The sequence below is a fragment of the Pantoea sp. RIT413 genome, assembly GCF_003057675.2.
Lineage (GTDB): Bacteria > Pseudomonadota > Gammaproteobacteria > Enterobacterales > Enterobacteriaceae > Pantoea > Pantoea eucrina.
On record NZ_QBJB02000009.1, the window covers coordinates 71,617 to 86,927 of the forward strand.

A 15,311-nucleotide genomic window follows, 5' to 3' on the forward strand; every position below is an offset into this window, starting at 1 on the left:
GCTCCTTATGTAGGACGGCGCCCAAATGCCGGACGCTTGCGATCAAATGACCAGCCGGGTACCAGATACTGCATCGCGGTGGCGTCGTTGCGCGCGCCGGCCGGCAGTGACTTATAGAGTTCGTGCGCCTGCTGCAGGCGGTCCCGATCCAGCTCAATACCCAGCCCCGGTTTATCCGGCACGGCAATTTTGCCGTTGCGGATCTGCAGCGGCTCGCGCGTCAGGCGCTGATCGCCCTCCTGCCAGATCCAGTGCGTGTCAATCGCGGTTGGCTTGCCCGGGGCGGCGGCGCCCACGTGGGTGAACATCGCCAGCGAGATATCGAAATGGTTATTGGAGTGGCAGCCCCATGTGAGTCCCCATTCGTCGCAGAGCTGCGCCACGCGCACTGCGCCGCTCAGGGTCCAGAAGTGAGGATCGGCCAGCGGAATATCGACCGCGTTGAGCATCACGGCGTGGTTCATTTCACGCCAGTTGGTTGCGATCATATTGGTGGCAACCGGCAGCCCGGTGGCGCGGCGAAACTCCGCCATCACTTCACGGCCGGAGTAACCCTGTTCCGCGCCGCAGGGATCTTCTGCATAGCTCAGCACATCCTGCAGGCCTTTACAGAGTCCGATCGCCTCATCCAGATGCCAGGCGCCATTAGGGTCGACGGTAATGCGCGCCTCCGGGAAGCGCTGCTTCAGCGCCACCGCCGAGGCGATCTCCTCTTCACCCGGCAGCACGCCGCCTTTGAGTTTGAAATCTTTGAAACCATATTTATCCTGCGCCGCCTCTGCCAGACGCACCACCGCCTCCGGCGTCAGCGCCTCCTCATGCCGCAGCCGGTACCAGTCGTGGCTGGCGGCATCACCGCTGCGATACGGCAGATCGGTTTTATGACGATCGCCGATATAAAACAGATAGCCGAGCACGGTGACCTCATCGCGCTGCTGGCCCGGTCCGAGCAGCTCTGCCACCGGTACGCCCAGATGCTGCCCCAGCAGATCCAGCAGCGCCGCCTCCAGCGCGGCTACTGCGTTTACGCGCAGTTCGAAGGTCCAGGCGCCATTGCCAAAAGTGTCAAAATCCGCTGACTGATTGCCCTTATGCACCTGCTGCACCAGCCGGTTCATACGCGCAATCTGCTGCCCTTTGACCTGGGGTACTGCCGCCAGCAGCGTCTGATAAATTGTATCGCCGCCCGGCGCCTCGCCCAGTCCGGTATGGCCGGCGCTGTCGGTCAGCACCACAATATTGCGCGTGAAGCAGGCGTTATGCGCGCCGCCAATGTTAAGCAGCATACTGTCGTAACCGGCAACCGGGATCACCTGCATGTCAGTGATGACAGGCGTACTTTGCGTACTCATTTCGGCTCCTTATACGGTTTCAGCTCAACGCGTTTAATGTCACCGGTAATAAACAGAAAACTAAAGGCGGCGACAAAAGCGTGGATCCCGACATATACCAGCGCGCCCTCAAACGATCCGCTGGTGGCGATGATGTAACCAATCGCGATAGGCGTAACGATACCGGAGAAGTTGCCGAACATATTGAACAGACCACCGCTCAGGCCACTGATCTCTTTCGGTGCCGTGTCGGCCATCACCGCCCAGCCCAGCGCACCAATGCCTTTTCCGAAGAACGCCAGCGCCATGAACAGCACCACAACCCATTCGGTTTCGGTGTAGTTACACATCACCATGCTGATGGAGAGCAGCATGCCGATAACGATTGGCGTTTTACGGGCAATATTGAGTGAGCCGGTTTTGCGCATCAAATAGTCGGAGATCACGCCGCCCAGCACGCCGCCGAGGAAGCCGCAAATCGCCGGAACGGAGGCGATAAAGCCCGCTTTCAGAATCGACATGCCGCGTGCCTGTACCAGATAGACCGGAAACCAGGTAATAAAGAAGTAGGTCAGCGCGTTGACGCAATACTGGCCAAGATAGATGCCCCACATCATGCGGGTAGAGAGCAGCTGTTTGATCTGATCCCACTTTTCACCGCGGCTGACTTTGCGATCGGCTTTTTTCGCATCCATATTGATCAGCGCGCCGCCCTGCTCCATGTACTCCAGCTCCGCCTTATTCACGCCGGGGTGGTTGTTGGGATCGTGCATCACTTTGAGCCAGATAAAGCTCAGGATGATGCCCAGCCCGCCCATAAACCAGAACACGTGCGCCCAGCCAACTTCAGAGACCAGCCAGCCCATGATGGGCGCGAAGATCACCGTGGCGAAGTATTGTGCAGAGTTAAAGATGGCGACCGCCGTTCCGCGCTCCTGTGCCGGGAACCAGGCCGCGACAATACGGCTGTTACCAGGGAAGGAAGGCGCTTCAGCCAGACCGACCAAAAAGCGCAGCAGGAACAGTGAAATCACAATGCCAAAGCCGCTGAAGAGATCAACAAAGCCCTGCAGCAGAGTAAACAGCGACCAGAGGAAAATACTCCAGAAGTAGACACGCTTGGATCCAAAGCGATCCAGCAGCCATCCACCCGGGATCTGTCCGATCACATAGGCCCATGAGAAGGCGGAAAAGATATAGCCCAGCCCGACAGAGTCGAGACCGATATCTTTGGACATCGCCGATCCGGCAATGGAAATGGTGGCGCGGTCGCCGTAGTTGAATGAGGTGACGATAAATAACATCACCACGATCCAGTAGCGGGCGTTGGTACGTTTCTGCACCGCCTCTGCCGTCTGGCTGTAACTATTCATGATGCACTCCTGAAATATAGCGAACGCTACATTCACTCTGACTGCATACACATCGCGTTGGGTATCAGAATGATGTCGGGTTAAACACGGCGATTGTTGTTATGGCGAACGTTGATGCGTCGTGACAGGTAACCAAACCTCTAAGAACGGAAATCAGTATAAAAACAGCCCGCGGCTGAAACACTGGAAGAAAGCCCGACAATTCAGTCAAAACAAAAAAGAATTTGTGGCATATGCACATCCTGCTGCGTGATGGCTCACGAAACGCCGATCGCAGCGCCATAATTGTACAAAAAACAGACAGTCAAAGAGCGCTTTGTGAGCACCTTCACTTGCTTTTGGTTAAAACCACCAAAGTGCGGAGAGAAAGGGGCTAAAAGCCGGACAGTTGCACAATGCGCTGGCGGGCGCGTGCTGCTTATACTGGAGCTGGCTGACTTTGATGACGTGACCAGAACCACTATTTATCGCACTGCTATGCACAGTGCGGCTACCCGGAAGGTGAGCAATGAACCGACCCGTTACAGAAAAACCACTCTATATAAAAGTTCATGAAGCGGATAACGTTGCGATTGTCGTCAACGACCAGGGCCTGCCCGCGGGTACACGCTTTGCCGACGGGCTGCAGCTGACGGAGCATGTGCCCCAGGGGCACAAAGTTGCGCTGGAGGATATCGCTCAGGATGCACCGATTCTGCGCTATGGCGAAGTGATCGGCACGGCGCTGCGCTCTATTGCGCGCGGCAGCTGGATAGATGAGTCGCTGGTAGCCCTGCCCGAGGCGCCGCCGCTCAGCAGCCTGCCGCTGGCAACCAACGTACCGCCTGAACTGCCGCCGCTGGAAGGCTATACCTTTGATGGTTATCGCAATGCAGACGGCAGCGTGGGAACCCGCAACCTGCTTGGCATTACCACCAGCGTCCACTGTGTGGCGGGCGTCGTAGACTATGTTGTGCAGCTTATTGAACGCGATCTGCTGCCGCGCTATCCCAACGTGGATGGCGTGGTCGCGCTGAATCATCTGTATGGCTGCGGCGTGGCGATCAACGCCCCGGCTGCCGTCGTGCCGATCCGCACCATTCATAATCTTGCGCTGAATCCCAATTTTGGTGGCGAGGTAATGATTGTCAGCCTCGGCTGTGAAAAGCTCCAGCCGGAGCGGCTGCTGACCGGTACGCCTGATGTACAGGCGATCTCGCTGGATGATAACGATATTGTGCGTCTGCAGGATGAGCGTCACGTCGGCTTTGGCGCCATGGTGGATGAGATCCTGCAGGTCGCTGAACGTCATCTGAAAAAGCTTAATCTGCGCCGCCGGGAACCCTGCCCGGCGTCTGAACTGGTAGTAGGCACCCAGTGCGGCGGCAGTGACGCCTTTTCCGGCGTAACGGCTAACCCGGCGGTGGGCTTCGCCTCCGATCTGCTGGTGCGCTGCGGCGCCACAGTCATGTTTTCTGAAGTGACGGAGGTGCGCGACGCTATTCATCTGCTGACGCCGCGCGTGGTTAATGAAGCGGTGGGTAAACGGCTGCTGGAAGAGATGGCGTGGTATGACGACTATCTGCATCAGGGACAGACCGATCGCAGCGCTAACCCCTCACCCGGCAATAAAAAAGGCGGACTGGCAAACGTGGTGGAGAAAGCGCTGGGATCGATTGCAAAATCGGGGCGCAGCCCGATTGCTGAAGTGCTGTCGCCGGGACAGCGCCCTACGCAGCGCGGACTGATTTACGCCGCTACCCCTGCCAGTGACTTTGTCTGCGGTACGCAGCAGATGGCTTCCGGCATTACGCTGCAGGTGTTTACCACCGGGCGCGGCACGCCCTATGGCCTCGCGGCTATTCCGGTGATTAAGATGGCGACGCGCAGCGCGCTGGCCCGGCGCTGGCATGATCTGATGGATATCAACGCCGGCACTATCGCCACCGGTGAAGAGAGTATTGAGCAGGTAGGCTGGCGTCTGTTTGAGCTGATTCTGGAGATCGCCAGCGGTCGTCAGCAGACCTGGTCCGATCGCTGGGGGATCCGCAACCAGCTGGCGGTATTTAATCCGGCACCGGTAACCTGATACCGGGCTGCACCGTTAATACCGGGCCGCCATACAGGGCGGCCCGGGTCACTACAGCTGCTTACCCCAGCTCTCCACCCACGGCGTCGTCACGCTTTCAGGCTCCGGATGCTCAACGGCATCCACCATCAGCACATCACCAATACGCTGCGCCTGCTGCGCCTGGAGCGTGGCATCAAAGGTTTTTCCTGCGCCGCAGAAGTGCTGATAGCTGCTGTCACCCAGCGCAATCACACCATAGCGCAGCGCTGGCTGATAGCCGAGCTCATCATGGATTTGCGCATGGAGACGGGCAATATTATCCGGCAGATCGCCCTGCCCGGTGGTTGAGGTTACAATCAGCACGACGTCGCTGCTGTACGCCTGCCACTCCGCCAGCGTCGGATTCTCAAAGACCTCTACTTCATGTCCCTGCGCCTGCAGCACCGGCTGCGCCTCTTCGGCCACCAGCAGTGCATTGCCGTAAACCGTGCCTGTAAAAATGCCAATTTTTGCCATCTTGCTGCTCCTTTACGCTGTTGGCTTATCCTGAACTGCCTCAGCGTCAAACTCAACCCTGGGAACGTCCGGTAACCGATTCTGCCAGCCGAACTGCTGCAGCATCTGCTGCCATATCGGATCCAGTCCGGCGCGGATCACCAGCGGCTCTCCGGTAAAGGGATGCGTCAGCGAGAGTGCGCTGGCGTGCAGCATTAAACGATCGAGCCCGAAATGCGCCGCTGCGCCACGATTCTGGCGCAGATCGCCGTGGGCGCTGTCGCCAATAATCGGGTGGCGCAGGTGCGCCATATGGCGGCGCAGCTGATGCTTACGCCCGGTGCGCGGCGACATCTCCACCAGGGTGTAGCGGGCGCTGCTGTATTTACCGATTGCCACCGGCATTTCTGTCTGCGCCAGCGCCTGATAATCCGTGACCGCAGGCTGCGGTGCACGCGGTTCAGCAGAAAATTTATCCGCAATTTTATCCAGCTCTTCCAGCAGCGGATAGTCGAGCGTAGCCGCGCCATCCAGCCAGCCGCGCAGTACGGCGTGATAGGTTTTTTGTATCTGATGCTGCTCAAACTGCTGCGCCAGTAAACGGCCCGCCTCGCTCGATAAGCCCATCAGCAGTACGCCAGAGGTCGGGCGATCGAGCCGGTGCGCGGTAAAGACGTGCTGACCAATCTGATCGCGCACCGTCTGCATCACCACCACTTTCTCTTTGCGATCGAGCCAGCTGCGGTGCACCAGCCAGCCGGCAGGCTTGTTTACTGCTACCAGCCACTCATCCTGATAGATAATCTCCAGCATCAGCGTGCTGGCTCCGCAAACAGCGCGTCAAGCTCACGCAGCGCGATTAGCAGAGCGGTATAGCCGGGAGTGACCGGAGTCAGAGCAACTTCGTAATAGGGCGCGACGGCGAAACCGGCAGGCATTGGCGCGCCGGAGGCGATCAGGGCTGACATACGCGGGATCAATACCCACTGCAGCCACTCCAGCGGAGCCATAGTATCAAGGCAGAAAGGCTGGTCGCTGTTAAACGCGGCCGCGTCAGGAGCGCTCTGCTGCCAGTAATCGTGTTCGCGCATGACTGCTTCGACCTGCTGCAGTCGCTGCGTAATAGTGTGCGTCGACATAGGTTGCCTCCGTGAAATAATGGGCGGCAAGCATATCACTCGTCACCGGTGGCGTAAAAAGCGCATAAAAAAAGGGAGCACTGTTAATAACAGTGCTCCCGGTTCGTTGTGCAGCATTCCCGCCACCGCAGTGCTCCCTGCTCATCCGTGACAACTCTTCCTGCGCTTTCCATTGCCTGTCTTCATGACAGCATCCTTAGCATCCTGGCTCGCCCTGCTCCGCACGGCTCACATTCTCCATCCTGGAGGTGTCCCTTACTCATTCCTGAGTGTCCTGCTCCGTCCTGAAGCCTTCCCTGTGACGTAAACTCCGTTACGTTCCCGCCTCCTGGCTGACATTCTCCTGAACGTCGCTCTGTCCATAGCGTCCTGCTAACGGTGGGTATTCTCTCAAAAATCGCCACAATAACAAGTAAGCATGAGTCATTAATCGATCAAGTATTGTCTCAATTTTCAGACTGATACCATAACTCTATGATTCACAATATCTTTACATTTAGCTTTTCTGAAAGGTTCACTCACAAAATGTCGATCTCGCACAGATTTTGTAAGAGATCTCTTACATAGCGCTTCGGTTATCACTCCATCGGACCGATAACAGGTTGTATATCATCGAGAAATGTCCGGACAGAAGGTGAAAGAATTTCACGTTTGTTACGTCCAGGCTCCTCCAGAATGACTTCACCGGTAAGATTACACACCGCCACCATCTCCTGCTCTGAATCAGTAGTAGCAATAAACAGCGTCGGACTCTGTTTCTGACGCCGTTTCATAATCAGATGACCAATCAGATTCTCCTGTAGCCGGATAAAGTCCTCTTCGCTCCATACCTGCAGCAGCGTTAACCTGCGCTGCTGCAGGCGGGCATGCATATCGCCGGCAAACTGGGTAGTGTAAAACGCAGTGATATCAGGCTGGAGCTGAATATCCAGCGCCCGCTCCACCGCATCCAGCCCTGACGATGGCGAAAAAGGCTGCGGCTGCCAGAGAACGCGGTCATCAACGGTGTTGATGATACAGGGCGAAGGGATCCCTGCCAGATCGCTACTGGCAGGATAGTGTCCCTGTTGCTGCTGCCAGAGATCGATATAACGGGTGGTAAACGCACACAGTGCGCTGGCGGTGGGCTGCATCATTCATCTTCTCGCTGGTGATCGGTTACACTTAGCCACTTTGATTCACCTTGTGGTAACCATTATGTCTTCTGAATACCCAAACCCGGCCTTAAGCGGCCTGACCCTGGGCAAATCTGTCGCCTATGTAGATGAGTACGATAACACGCTGCTGCAATCTGTGCCGCGCAGTCTGAACCGGGAACCGCTCAATCTTTTTCCGGATAATCTGCCGTTTCACGGCGCAGATATCTGGACCCTGTATGAGCTTTCATGGCTAAACAGCAAAGGTGTCCCGCAGGTCGCGATTGGCGAAGTGGTGCTGGATGCTGACAGCGTAAATCTGATTGAGTCGAAAAGCTTTAAGCTCTACCTGAACAGCTTTAATCAGACCCGTTTCGCAGACTGGGGCGACGTGCGTCAGACGCTGGAACGCGATCTGCGCGCCTGCGCCAGCGGCAACGTCAGCGTGGCGCTGTTTCGCCTGAGCGAGCTGGAAAGCCAGCCTATCGGACAGTTCAGCGGCAGCGTTATCGATGAACAGGATATCAGCATCAGCGATTACGGTTTTGATGCCGGACACCTTGCGCACGCCGCGGGCAATGAAATCGTAGATGAGACGCTGGTAAGCCACCTGCTGAAGTCCAACTGTCTGATCACCAATCAGCCCGACTGGGGATCGGTGATGATTCGTTATAAAGGCCCGCGTATCGACCGCGAGGCGCTGCTGCGCTATCTGATCTCTTTCCGCCAGCACAATGAGTTTCATGAGCAGTGCGTGGAGCGCATTTTCAACGACGTGCAGCGTTTCTGCCAGCCAGAGGCGTTAACCGTTTATGCGCGCTACACCCGCCGCGGCGGTCTGGATATCAACCCGTGGCGCAGCAATGTTCCCTTCACGCCCGGCTTTTCGCGTCTGGCACGCCAGTAACAGATTGCGAGGCACCTCGCAGGCCGTAGCAGGGATGCGCGGTTCCTCTTGAGCAATCACAACCGGGAGCGTTAATCTGTCTGCGGCGTTAAGCGTAAAGCGTATGCGACCAGGGATTTTCGTCACTGCGCTCAGCAGGTTAAGCGCAGTGTCATCAGTCACGCTATAGCGTGTAAAGGAGTTCTTTTGATTACACATATCAGCCCGCTTGGCTCAATGGATCTGCTCTCACAGCTGGAAGTCGACATGCTGAAGCAGACCGCCAGCAGCGATCTCTACCAGCTTTTTCGTAACTGTTCCCTTGCAGTGCTTAACTCCGGCAGCCAGACAGACAGCAGTCATGAGCTGCTCTCGCGTTTTGAAAATTTCGCTATTAACGTCCTGCGCCGCGAGCGCGGCGTTAAGCTGGAGCTGATCAATCCGCCGGAAGAGGCCTTTGTGGATGGGCGTATCATCCGCTCACTGCAGGCCAACCTGTTTGCCGTGCTGCGCGATATTCTGTTTGTTAACGGCCAGCTTGCTCTGCCAGAGCGCCTCGCGGGTCAGGCTGACGACTCTGCGCATATCACCAATCAGGTTTTCTCGATACTGCGTAACGCGCGCGCGCTGCACGTCGGGGAGTATCCTAATACCGTGGTTTGCTGGGGCGGACACTCTATCAACGCGGTGGAGTACCAGTATTGCCGTAATGTTGGTACGCAGATGGGGCTGCGCGAGCTGAATATCTGCACCGGCTGTGGCCCTGGCGTAATGGAAGCGCCAATGAAAGGCGCGGCGGTAGGTCATGCGCAGCAGCGCTATCATGACAGCCGCTTTATCGGCCTGACTGAGCCTTCCATTATCGCCGCTGAACCGCCTAACCCGCTGGTTAACGAACTCATCATTATGCCCGATATCGAAAAACGCCTTGAGGCCTTTGTCCGCATCGCGCATGGCATCGTGATCTTCCCGGGTGGTGTCGGCACCGCTGAAGAGTTCCTTTACCTGCTTGGTATTCTGATGAATCCGCAAAACAGCGAGCAGGTGCTGCCGCTGATCCTCACCGGCCCTAAAGAGAGCGCTGACTATTTCCGCGTGCTCGATGATTTCATCGTCAATACGCTGGGCGAGCAGGCGCGCAAACACTATACGATCATTATTGATGATGCCGCTGAAGTGGCGCGCCAGATGAAAAAAGCGATGCCGCAGGTAAAAGAGCATCGTCGCGAAACCGGTGACGCTTACAGCTTTAACTGGTCTATCCGTATTGCGCCGGATCTGCAGGTGCCTTTCCTGCCGACCCACGAAAACATGGCAAATCTCAACCTGTTTCCGAATCAGCCGGCGGAAAAACTGGCGGCTGATTTGCGCCGCGCCTTCTCCGGGATCGTGGCCGGAAACGTAAAAGAAATCGGTATCCGGGAGATCCGTGAACGCGGCCCTTATCAGCTGCGCGGCGACGCCGATCTGATGCATCGCATGGATGAACTGCTGCAGGGCTTTGTGGCGCAGCAGCGTATGAAACTACCGGGCAGTGCCTATATCCCCTGCTACGAAATCATCAAATAACCCTTCAGGAAGGCAGCCTGCGGGCTGCCGCTTATCGCTTTTATGGCACTACATTTATTAATTATTGATGCGCTGAATCTCATTCGTCGCCTGCATGCCGTTCAGGGCTCTCCCTGCCGCGACGCCTGTGTTGCGGCGCTGCATCAGCTGCTTGGTCATACACGCCCGACCCACGCGGTGGCGGTATTTGACAGTCCGGAGCGCCAGCCCGGCTGGCGTCATGCGCTGCTGCCGGATTACAAAGCGGGGCGACCGCCAATGCCAGAGGATCTGCAACAGGAGCTGCCGCTGCTGCAGGAGGCTTTTCGCACCGCAGGCGTCAGCTGCTGGATCGCCGGGGACGATGAAGCAGACGATCTGGCCGCTACTCTGGCAGTGAAAATGGCGGATGCCGGGCATCAGGCCACCATCGTTTCCACCGATAAGGGATATTGTCAGCTGCTGGCGCCCGCTATCCGCATTCGCGACTATTTTCAGAAGCGCTGGCTTGATGTGCCGTTTATCGCACAGGAATTTGGCGTTGCCCCGGAACAGCTGCCGGATTACTGGGGTTTATGCGGCATCAGCAGCAGTAAAATTCCGGGCGTCTCCGGTATCGGCCCGAAAAGCGCACGCGAGCTGCTGGCGCAGTTTGGTTCACTGGAGGCGATTTATCAGCAGTGGGATCAGGTGCCGGCAAAGTGGCAGAGTAAATTACACGCCCAGCATGAAACAGCCACGATCTGCCGCCAGGTTGCCACGCTGAAACGCGATTTAGTGCTGCAGGGCAACCTTAATACGCTGCGCTATCAGGCAGGATAAATCGCGGTACGCCAGGGACGCATAAATACGTCAGGGACGCATAAATGCGTCCCCTACAATCATCGTAGGGGCGCCATTAATGGCGCCCGTTGCTGACAGATCAGCGTTCGTCGCGGCGACCGCCTGCAGCAGCCCAGATACGCCGGACGTGTACCGTTACCTCTTCACGATCGTGATACAGCTGACGCGCCTGAATCTGGGCGTTGATACCCTGCGCTTTTAACGCTTCATCCATCATCGCCAGATTCTGCGTGACCTCTTCATAGCGCTTTTTCATCGGCAGCTTGAGGTTGAAAATCGCTTCACGACACCAGCCGTTTACCAGCCACTCAGTCATTAACGTGGCCACGCGCACCGGTTTTTCTACCATATCGCATACCAGCCAGCTGATATTGCTGCGCGGCGGGCGAAATTTAAAACCATCCTCACGACAGTGGGTAACCTGTCCGGTATCCATCAGGCTCGGTGCCATCGGGCCGTTATCAACCGCGTAGACCCACATGCTGCGCTTCACCAGCTGATAGGTCCAGCCGCCCGGGCAGGCGCCCAGATCGACCGCATGCATGCCGCTTCCCAGGCGTTCGTCCCACTCATCGGCCGGCACAAACACATGAAACGCCTCTTCCAGTTTGAGCGTTGAGCGGCTGGGAGCGTCAGAAGGAAACTTCAGTCGCGGGATCCCCATATAGAATGGCGAATTATTTTCCGGCAGCGAATAACCTACATAGCAGGTGCCCGGAGCGATAAAAAACACGTGCACCACCGGCCGCTTAGGACTCTCATAATTGAGCAGGATATTGCTGGCACGCAGGCTGGCGCGCAGCGGCACCGTCAGCTTGCGGCAAAATTTAGTCAGCTCTTTGGCTTCGTTGGTATCCGGAACCTCGACCCGCAGCTCTCCCCCTTTCTCCACCACTCCGGTCAGCATGCCGGTAATGGGAGTAATGCGATCTTCGGGAGGTAAATCGCGCAGCAGCTCGCCGACAACCAGCATCTGCCGGGCAAAAATCAGTTCAGCAAACGGCAGTGAGCGCAGCAGCTTCTCTGCATCTTCTGGCTGATAGCACTCAAACAGCACGTAGCCCGCTTCTTCTTTTACCCGCGGAAAGCCGTAAATTTCCCGCTCTGCTGCTTTAGCGCTGATTTCAGCCGCGCACTCTTTTTCAAATCCGGGACGACAATAGAGTAATACTTTATTCATGGCGTTCTGCCTTTGTTTTCAGACGCAGCGCGCCAATCAACATCAAAAACCAGCCGATCAGGAAGCAAAATCCTCCCGCCGGCGTAACAAACACCCAGAACTGCAGGTGCGACAGCGCCAGGCAATAGAGACTGCCGCTGAAAAGAACGGTACCCAGCGCCATCGCTGCGCTGCTCCAGTAAAACCAGATATTAGCGCGTCGCAGCATCGCGGCACCCAGTCCCATTACCGCCAGCGTGTGGTAAGCCTGATACTCCAGGCCGGTATGGATCCACGCCATTTCAGATGGCCCCAGCGATTTACTTAATACGTGCGCGCCAAACGCACCAAACGCCACCAGCACGAAGCCGCTGATGGCTGCAAATATAAACATGGCACGACTGGACATCGATCTATCCTCATGGTCCCGCCGCACATCACTGTGCAGCGAACGGTAACTTAGTGATCGTAGCGAAAACGGAATTTTTCCTGTTCGGTAGCGGCTTTTTCCAGAATCCACTGACGAAAGGCGGCTATTTTACCCAGTTCTGCCTGACTGTCATGACAAACCAGATAAAAAGCGTTTTTACTTACCAGCACATCATTGAACGGGCAGACCAGGCGCCCTGCTTCGATCTCACTCTCTGCCATCACGTTGTTCGCCAGCGCCACACCCTGCCCGTGGATCGCTGCCTGCAATACCATGGCACTGTGGCTGAAAATAGGCCCCTGTTGCACATTGATATGCTGCAGTCCCAGCTGGCGGGTGTAGGCCTGCCAGTCACGACGCGACGCATCATGCAGCAGCGTAAAGTGCGCCAGATCGGCGGGCGATTTCAGCGGATTATCGCCGGAGAGCAGCAGCGGTGAGCAGACCGGCAGCAGATATTCAGCGTAGAGCTTATCCACCCGCAGGCCTGGCCAGTTGCCCCGGCCATAGAAGATAGCGACGTCAACATCGTCTGCCAGCTTCTCCTCTTCACGGTCTACCGCCTGAATACGCACGTCGATTCCCGGATAAGCCATATTAAAGCTGGAGAGACGCGGAACCAGCCACTGAATCGCAAAGCTCGGCAGCAGGCTGACCGTGAGCGCCCCTTTAGCGCTGCGCGCCTGCAGCTTGCGGGTCGCATCGTTAAGCGCTGAAAAAATCTCTTTGATATCGAGATAGTAACTCTGCCCCTCTTCCGTCAGCAGCAGCGAGCGGTTGCGGCGGCGGAACAGCTTGAGCCCGAGAAAATCCTCAAGCGACTTGATCTGATGGCTCACCGCCGCCTGGGTCACAAACAGCTCTTCAGCGGCTTTGGTAAAGCTCAGATAGCGGGCAGCCGCGTCAAAAACACGTAAAGCATTGAGCGGCGGAAGGCGTTTAGACATGGTTTTCCACAGATGGATTCATAGTGTAAAACTGCAACTTATACAACGTCGTCAGCTATTAGATTTTTTAATCCGAGACATTATAATTTGTCCGTTGAGGAAGCTCCAGCAAATACCTATAGTTGCCGCACTTCCAGAGCCGGAACGAAAAGTTTTCTGAAAACGTGCGAGAGATCGCAGACTTTTGGAGAGCTTTTGGCTTGTGGTCGTGATGTTGTGTTTGCATTTTTTGATCTGAATCTTGCAGATCAAACTTTTAATTCCTGAGATTTACCCTGTCTGTCCAAAGTGATTTTATGTAGCACCGCAAATTGCGGTGCTTTTTTTTGCGTAATTTTACTGCCCCATCTCAACCATCTCTTTCACATCAGAGCGGTTAATCTGCTGCTCATTGCCATTGGCATCTTTATAGCTGATCATACCGGTATCATCATCAACTTTTGGCTTGCCGTCAGCGACAATCGTGCGGCCATCGTTCGTGTGCATAACATAGTTGCTGGAACAGGCCGCCAGGGTAAATGCCATGGTGCAGACAGCCAGCACTGCGGTAAGTTTGTTCATCTTCTATCTCCTTGCAGATTGATTGCATTAAACCGCCCGCAGCCACGACATTGCGCCATCAGCCTGAAAGCACGGCTGAAAATGGCGAACGGGTTATGCGGGTTTCGGTTCAAACCTTGCCATAATGAGCATAACGCGCTTTTACAGCTTTGCCAGCCTGCAGCCTGCTGTTACGGCTGGCCCTAAATCACCGGAGTGGGCCCGATATGACCATCTTCTCTCCTGGCGCTTTTCGTCAGCAGTTTCCTGCGCTAAACGATGCCGGCGTCTATCTTGACAGCGCCGCCACGGCGCTCAAGCCGCAGGCGGTCATTGATGCCACCGCACAGTTCTATTCGCTCAGTGCCGGCACCGTGCACCGCAGCCAGTTTGCTGCGGCGCGTGCGCTGACGGCACAGTATGAACAGGCGCGCGGCGCGGTCGCACAGTGGCTGAATGCCGCTGACGATCGGCAGATTGTCTGGACGCGCGGCACCACTGAGGCGATCAATCTGGTGGCGTACAGCTGGCTGGCACCGCGCCTGCAGCCGGGTGATGAAATCATCGTCAGCGAGGCGGAGCATCACGCTAACCTGGTGCCGTGGCTGATGGTGGCTCAGGCAAGCGGCGCCACGGTAGTGAAATGGCCGCTGGGAGCCGATCGCCGACCCGACATTGCCCTGCTGCCGGAGCTGATCAACACGCGCACCCGCCTGCTGGCCGTGAGCCAGATGTCAAACGTCACCGGCGGCTGTCCGGATCTGGCGCAGGCTATCGCGCTGGCGCATGAGGCGGGTGCAAAGGTCATGGTGGATGGCGCGCAGGGCGTGGTGCACTGCCCGCCTGACGTGCAGGCGCTGGATATCGACTTCTATGCGTTTTCCGGCCACAAACTTTATGGTCCGATGGGCATTGGCGTGCTGTATGGCAAAGCAGAGTTGCTGGAGTCGATGCAGCCGTGGCAGGGCGGCGGCAAAATGCTGACGCAGGTTGACTTCAGCGGATTTACGCCGCAGCCGGTACCGTGGCGCTTTGAGGCCGGAACGCCCAACGTGGCAGGTGTGGTGGGCCTCAGCGCGGCGCTGAACTGGCTGTCGCACCATCATCAGGAAAAAGCGGAGATGTGGAGTCAGCAGCTCGCCTGCCTGGCCGAAGAGCAGCTAAGCGCGCTGCCCGGCTTTCGCAGCTTCCGCTGCGGCTCTTCCAGCCTGCTTGCCTTTGATATTGCGGGGATCCATCACAGCGATATCGTCACGCTGCTGGCTGAACAGGGCATTGCGCTGCGTGCCGGGCAGCACTGCGCGCAGCCGCTGATGGCAGCTCTGGGCGTCAGCGGTACGCTGCGCGTCTCGTTCGCGCCTTATAATAACCTGCAGGATGTGGATGCGCTGGTGCGCGCCATGCACTGCGCCGTGAACCTTTTAGGTGAATAAT

General features: G+C 56.8%; 15 protein-coding genes. 5 read left to right on the top strand and 10 right to left on the bottom strand.

Features of this window, described 5'->3' with window-relative positions; translation table 11 throughout:
• Positions 1 to 5: 5 nt before the first annotated feature.
• Both DBY66_RS12695 and DBY66_RS12700 read right to left on the bottom strand, forming a co-directional pair.
• Positions 6 to 1,352 (bottom strand): enolase C-terminal domain-like protein, encoded by a 1,347-nt coding sequence (locus DBY66_RS12695; protein WP_039379900.1) that lies wholly within the window; start codon positions 1,350 to 1,352, stop codon positions 6 to 8.
• The gene (locus DBY66_RS12700; RefSeq protein WP_039379902.1) at positions 1,349 to 2,704 is read right to left on the bottom strand and encodes an MFS transporter; all 1,356 of its coding nucleotides are present in this window, start codon (positions 2,702 to 2,704) and stop codon (positions 1,349 to 1,351) included. Before DBY66_RS12700 ends, DBY66_RS12695 begins: the two co-directional genes overlap by 4 nt.
• A 508-nt stretch (positions 2,705 to 3,212) precedes the next feature.
• Between DBY66_RS12700 and garD the strand changes: the two genes are divergently transcribed.
• On the top strand, positions 3,213 to 4,772 hold the full coding sequence (garD, locus tag DBY66_RS12705; protein WP_039379905.1) for a galactarate dehydratase: 1,560 nt from the start codon (positions 3,213 to 3,215) through the stop codon (positions 4,770 to 4,772).
• Between the two features lie 51 nt (positions 4,773 to 4,823).
• Here garD and DBY66_RS12710 read toward each other — a convergent pair whose 3' ends face one another.
• From DBY66_RS12710 to syd, 4 genes are all read right to left on the bottom strand, one after another.
• The gene (locus DBY66_RS12710; protein WP_108569631.1) at positions 4,824 to 5,270 is read right to left on the bottom strand and encodes a flavodoxin; all 447 of its coding nucleotides are present in this window, start codon (positions 5,268 to 5,270) and stop codon (positions 4,824 to 4,826) included.
• A 12-nt stretch (positions 5,271 to 5,282) separates the two neighbouring features.
• Positions 5,283 to 6,062, bottom strand: a complete 780-nt coding sequence (gene truC, locus DBY66_RS12715; protein WP_108569632.1) for a tRNA pseudouridine(65) synthase TruC — start codon at positions 6,060 to 6,062, stop codon at positions 5,283 to 5,285.
• Positions 6,062 to 6,388 (bottom strand): YqcC family protein, encoded by a 327-nt coding sequence (locus DBY66_RS12720; RefSeq protein ID WP_039379911.1) that lies wholly within the window; start codon positions 6,386 to 6,388, stop codon positions 6,062 to 6,064. The genes truC and DBY66_RS12720 overlap by 1 nt, the downstream gene beginning before the upstream one ends.
• 578 nt (positions 6,389 to 6,966) lie before the next feature.
• Positions 6,967 to 7,524, bottom strand: a complete 558-nt coding sequence (gene syd, locus DBY66_RS12725) for a SecY-interacting protein (protein ID WP_108569633.1) — start codon at positions 7,522 to 7,524, stop codon at positions 6,967 to 6,969.
• A gap of 61 nt (positions 7,525 to 7,585) precedes the next feature.
• On the opposite strand from syd, the gene queF reads away from it, so the two are divergent.
• The 3 genes from queF to xni all read left to right on the top strand — a co-directional run bounded on the left by queF (position 7,586) and on the right by xni (position 10,780).
• Positions 7,586 to 8,431, top strand: coding sequence for an NADPH-dependent 7-cyano-7-deazaguanine reductase QueF (queF, locus tag DBY66_RS12730; RefSeq protein WP_108569634.1), 846 nt, complete (start codon positions 7,586 to 7,588; stop codon positions 8,429 to 8,431).
• A 186-nt stretch (positions 8,432 to 8,617) separates the two neighbouring features.
• Positions 8,618 to 9,979: a nucleotide 5'-monophosphate nucleosidase PpnN gene (gene ppnN / locus DBY66_RS12735; RefSeq protein WP_039379917.1), complete on the top strand. Its 1,362-nt coding sequence runs from the start codon at positions 8,618 to 8,620 to the stop codon at positions 9,977 to 9,979.
• 42 nt (positions 9,980 to 10,021) lie between these two features.
• A complete protein-coding gene (gene xni / locus DBY66_RS12740; protein ID WP_039379919.1) occupies positions 10,022 to 10,780 on the top strand; it encodes a flap endonuclease Xni in 759 nt (252 codons plus the stop codon).
• A 100-nt stretch (positions 10,781 to 10,880) separates the two neighbouring features.
• Here the strand turns inward: xni and rlmM are convergent, their stop codons facing one another.
• From rlmM to DBY66_RS12760, 4 genes are all read right to left on the bottom strand, one after another.
• Positions 10,881 to 11,981 carry a 23S rRNA (cytidine(2498)-2'-O)-methyltransferase RlmM gene (gene rlmM, locus DBY66_RS12745; protein WP_108569635.1) on the bottom strand — a complete coding sequence of 367 codons (1,101 nt, stop codon included), beginning with the start codon at positions 11,979 to 11,981 and terminating at the stop codon, positions 10,881 to 10,883.
• Complete coding sequence (locus tag DBY66_RS12750) at positions 11,974 to 12,369, bottom strand: DUF423 domain-containing protein (protein ID WP_039379923.1); 396 nt, start codon at positions 12,367 to 12,369, stop codon at positions 11,974 to 11,976. The genes rlmM and DBY66_RS12750 overlap by 8 nt, the downstream gene beginning before the upstream one ends.
• Positions 12,370 to 12,419: 50 nt before the next feature.
• Positions 12,420 to 13,337, bottom strand: a complete 918-nt coding sequence (locus tag DBY66_RS12755) for a transcriptional regulator GcvA (protein ID WP_039379926.1) — start codon at positions 13,335 to 13,337, stop codon at positions 12,420 to 12,422.
• Positions 13,338 to 13,673: 336 nt separating this feature from the next.
• Positions 13,674 to 13,898 (bottom strand): YgdI/YgdR family lipoprotein, encoded by a 225-nt coding sequence (locus tag DBY66_RS12760; RefSeq protein WP_039379928.1) that lies wholly within the window; start codon positions 13,896 to 13,898, stop codon positions 13,674 to 13,676.
• A 206-nt stretch (positions 13,899 to 14,104) separates the two neighbouring features.
• Between DBY66_RS12760 and csdA the strand changes: the two genes are divergently transcribed.
• On the top strand, positions 14,105 to 15,310 hold the full coding sequence (csdA, locus tag DBY66_RS12765; RefSeq protein WP_108569636.1) for a cysteine desulfurase CsdA: 1,206 nt from the start codon (positions 14,105 to 14,107) through the stop codon (positions 15,308 to 15,310).
• Position 15,311 lies beyond the last annotated feature (1 nt).

Bases quoted from the DNA above. Each gene is read 5' to 3' on its own strand.
- DBY66_RS12695 (WP_039379900.1), bottom strand. From the start codon at position 1,352: ATGAGTACGCAAAGTACGCCTGTCATCACTGACATGCAGGTGATCCCG.
- DBY66_RS12700 (WP_039379902.1), bottom strand. From the start codon at position 2,704: ATGAATAGTTACAGCCAGACGGCAGAGGCGGTGCAGAAACGTACCAAC.
- garD (WP_039379905.1), top strand. From the start codon at position 3,213: ATGAACCGACCCGTTACAGAAAAACCACTCTATATAAAAGTTCATGAA.
- DBY66_RS12710 (WP_108569631.1), bottom strand. From the start codon at position 5,270: ATGGCAAAAATTGGCATTTTTACAGGCACGGTTTACGGCAATGCACTG.
- truC (WP_108569632.1), bottom strand. From the start codon at position 6,062: ATGCTGGAGATTATCTATCAGGATGAGTGGCTGGTAGCAGTAAACAAG.
- DBY66_RS12720 (WP_039379911.1), bottom strand. From the start codon at position 6,388: ATGTCGACGCACACTATTACGCAGCGACTGCAGCAGGTCGAAGCAGTC.
- syd (WP_108569633.1), bottom strand. From the start codon at position 7,524: ATGATGCAGCCCACCGCCAGCGCACTGTGTGCGTTTACCACCCGTTAT.
- queF (WP_108569634.1), top strand. From the start codon at position 7,586: ATGTCTTCTGAATACCCAAACCCGGCCTTAAGCGGCCTGACCCTGGGC.
- xni (WP_039379919.1), top strand. From the start codon at position 10,022: ATGGCACTACATTTATTAATTATTGATGCGCTGAATCTCATTCGTCGC.
- rlmM (WP_108569635.1), bottom strand. From the start codon at position 11,981: ATGAATAAAGTATTACTCTATTGTCGTCCCGGATTTGAAAAAGAGTGC.
- DBY66_RS12750 (WP_039379923.1), bottom strand. From the start codon at position 12,369: ATGTCCAGTCGTGCCATGTTTATATTTGCAGCCATCAGCGGCTTCGTG.
- DBY66_RS12755 (WP_039379926.1), bottom strand. From the start codon at position 13,337: ATGTCTAAACGCCTTCCGCCGCTCAATGCTTTACGTGTTTTTGACGCG.
- DBY66_RS12760 (WP_039379928.1), bottom strand. From the start codon at position 13,898: ATGAACAAACTTACCGCAGTGCTGGCTGTCTGCACCATGGCATTTACC.
- csdA (WP_108569636.1), top strand. From the start codon at position 14,105: ATGACCATCTTCTCTCCTGGCGCTTTTCGTCAGCAGTTTCCTGCGCTA.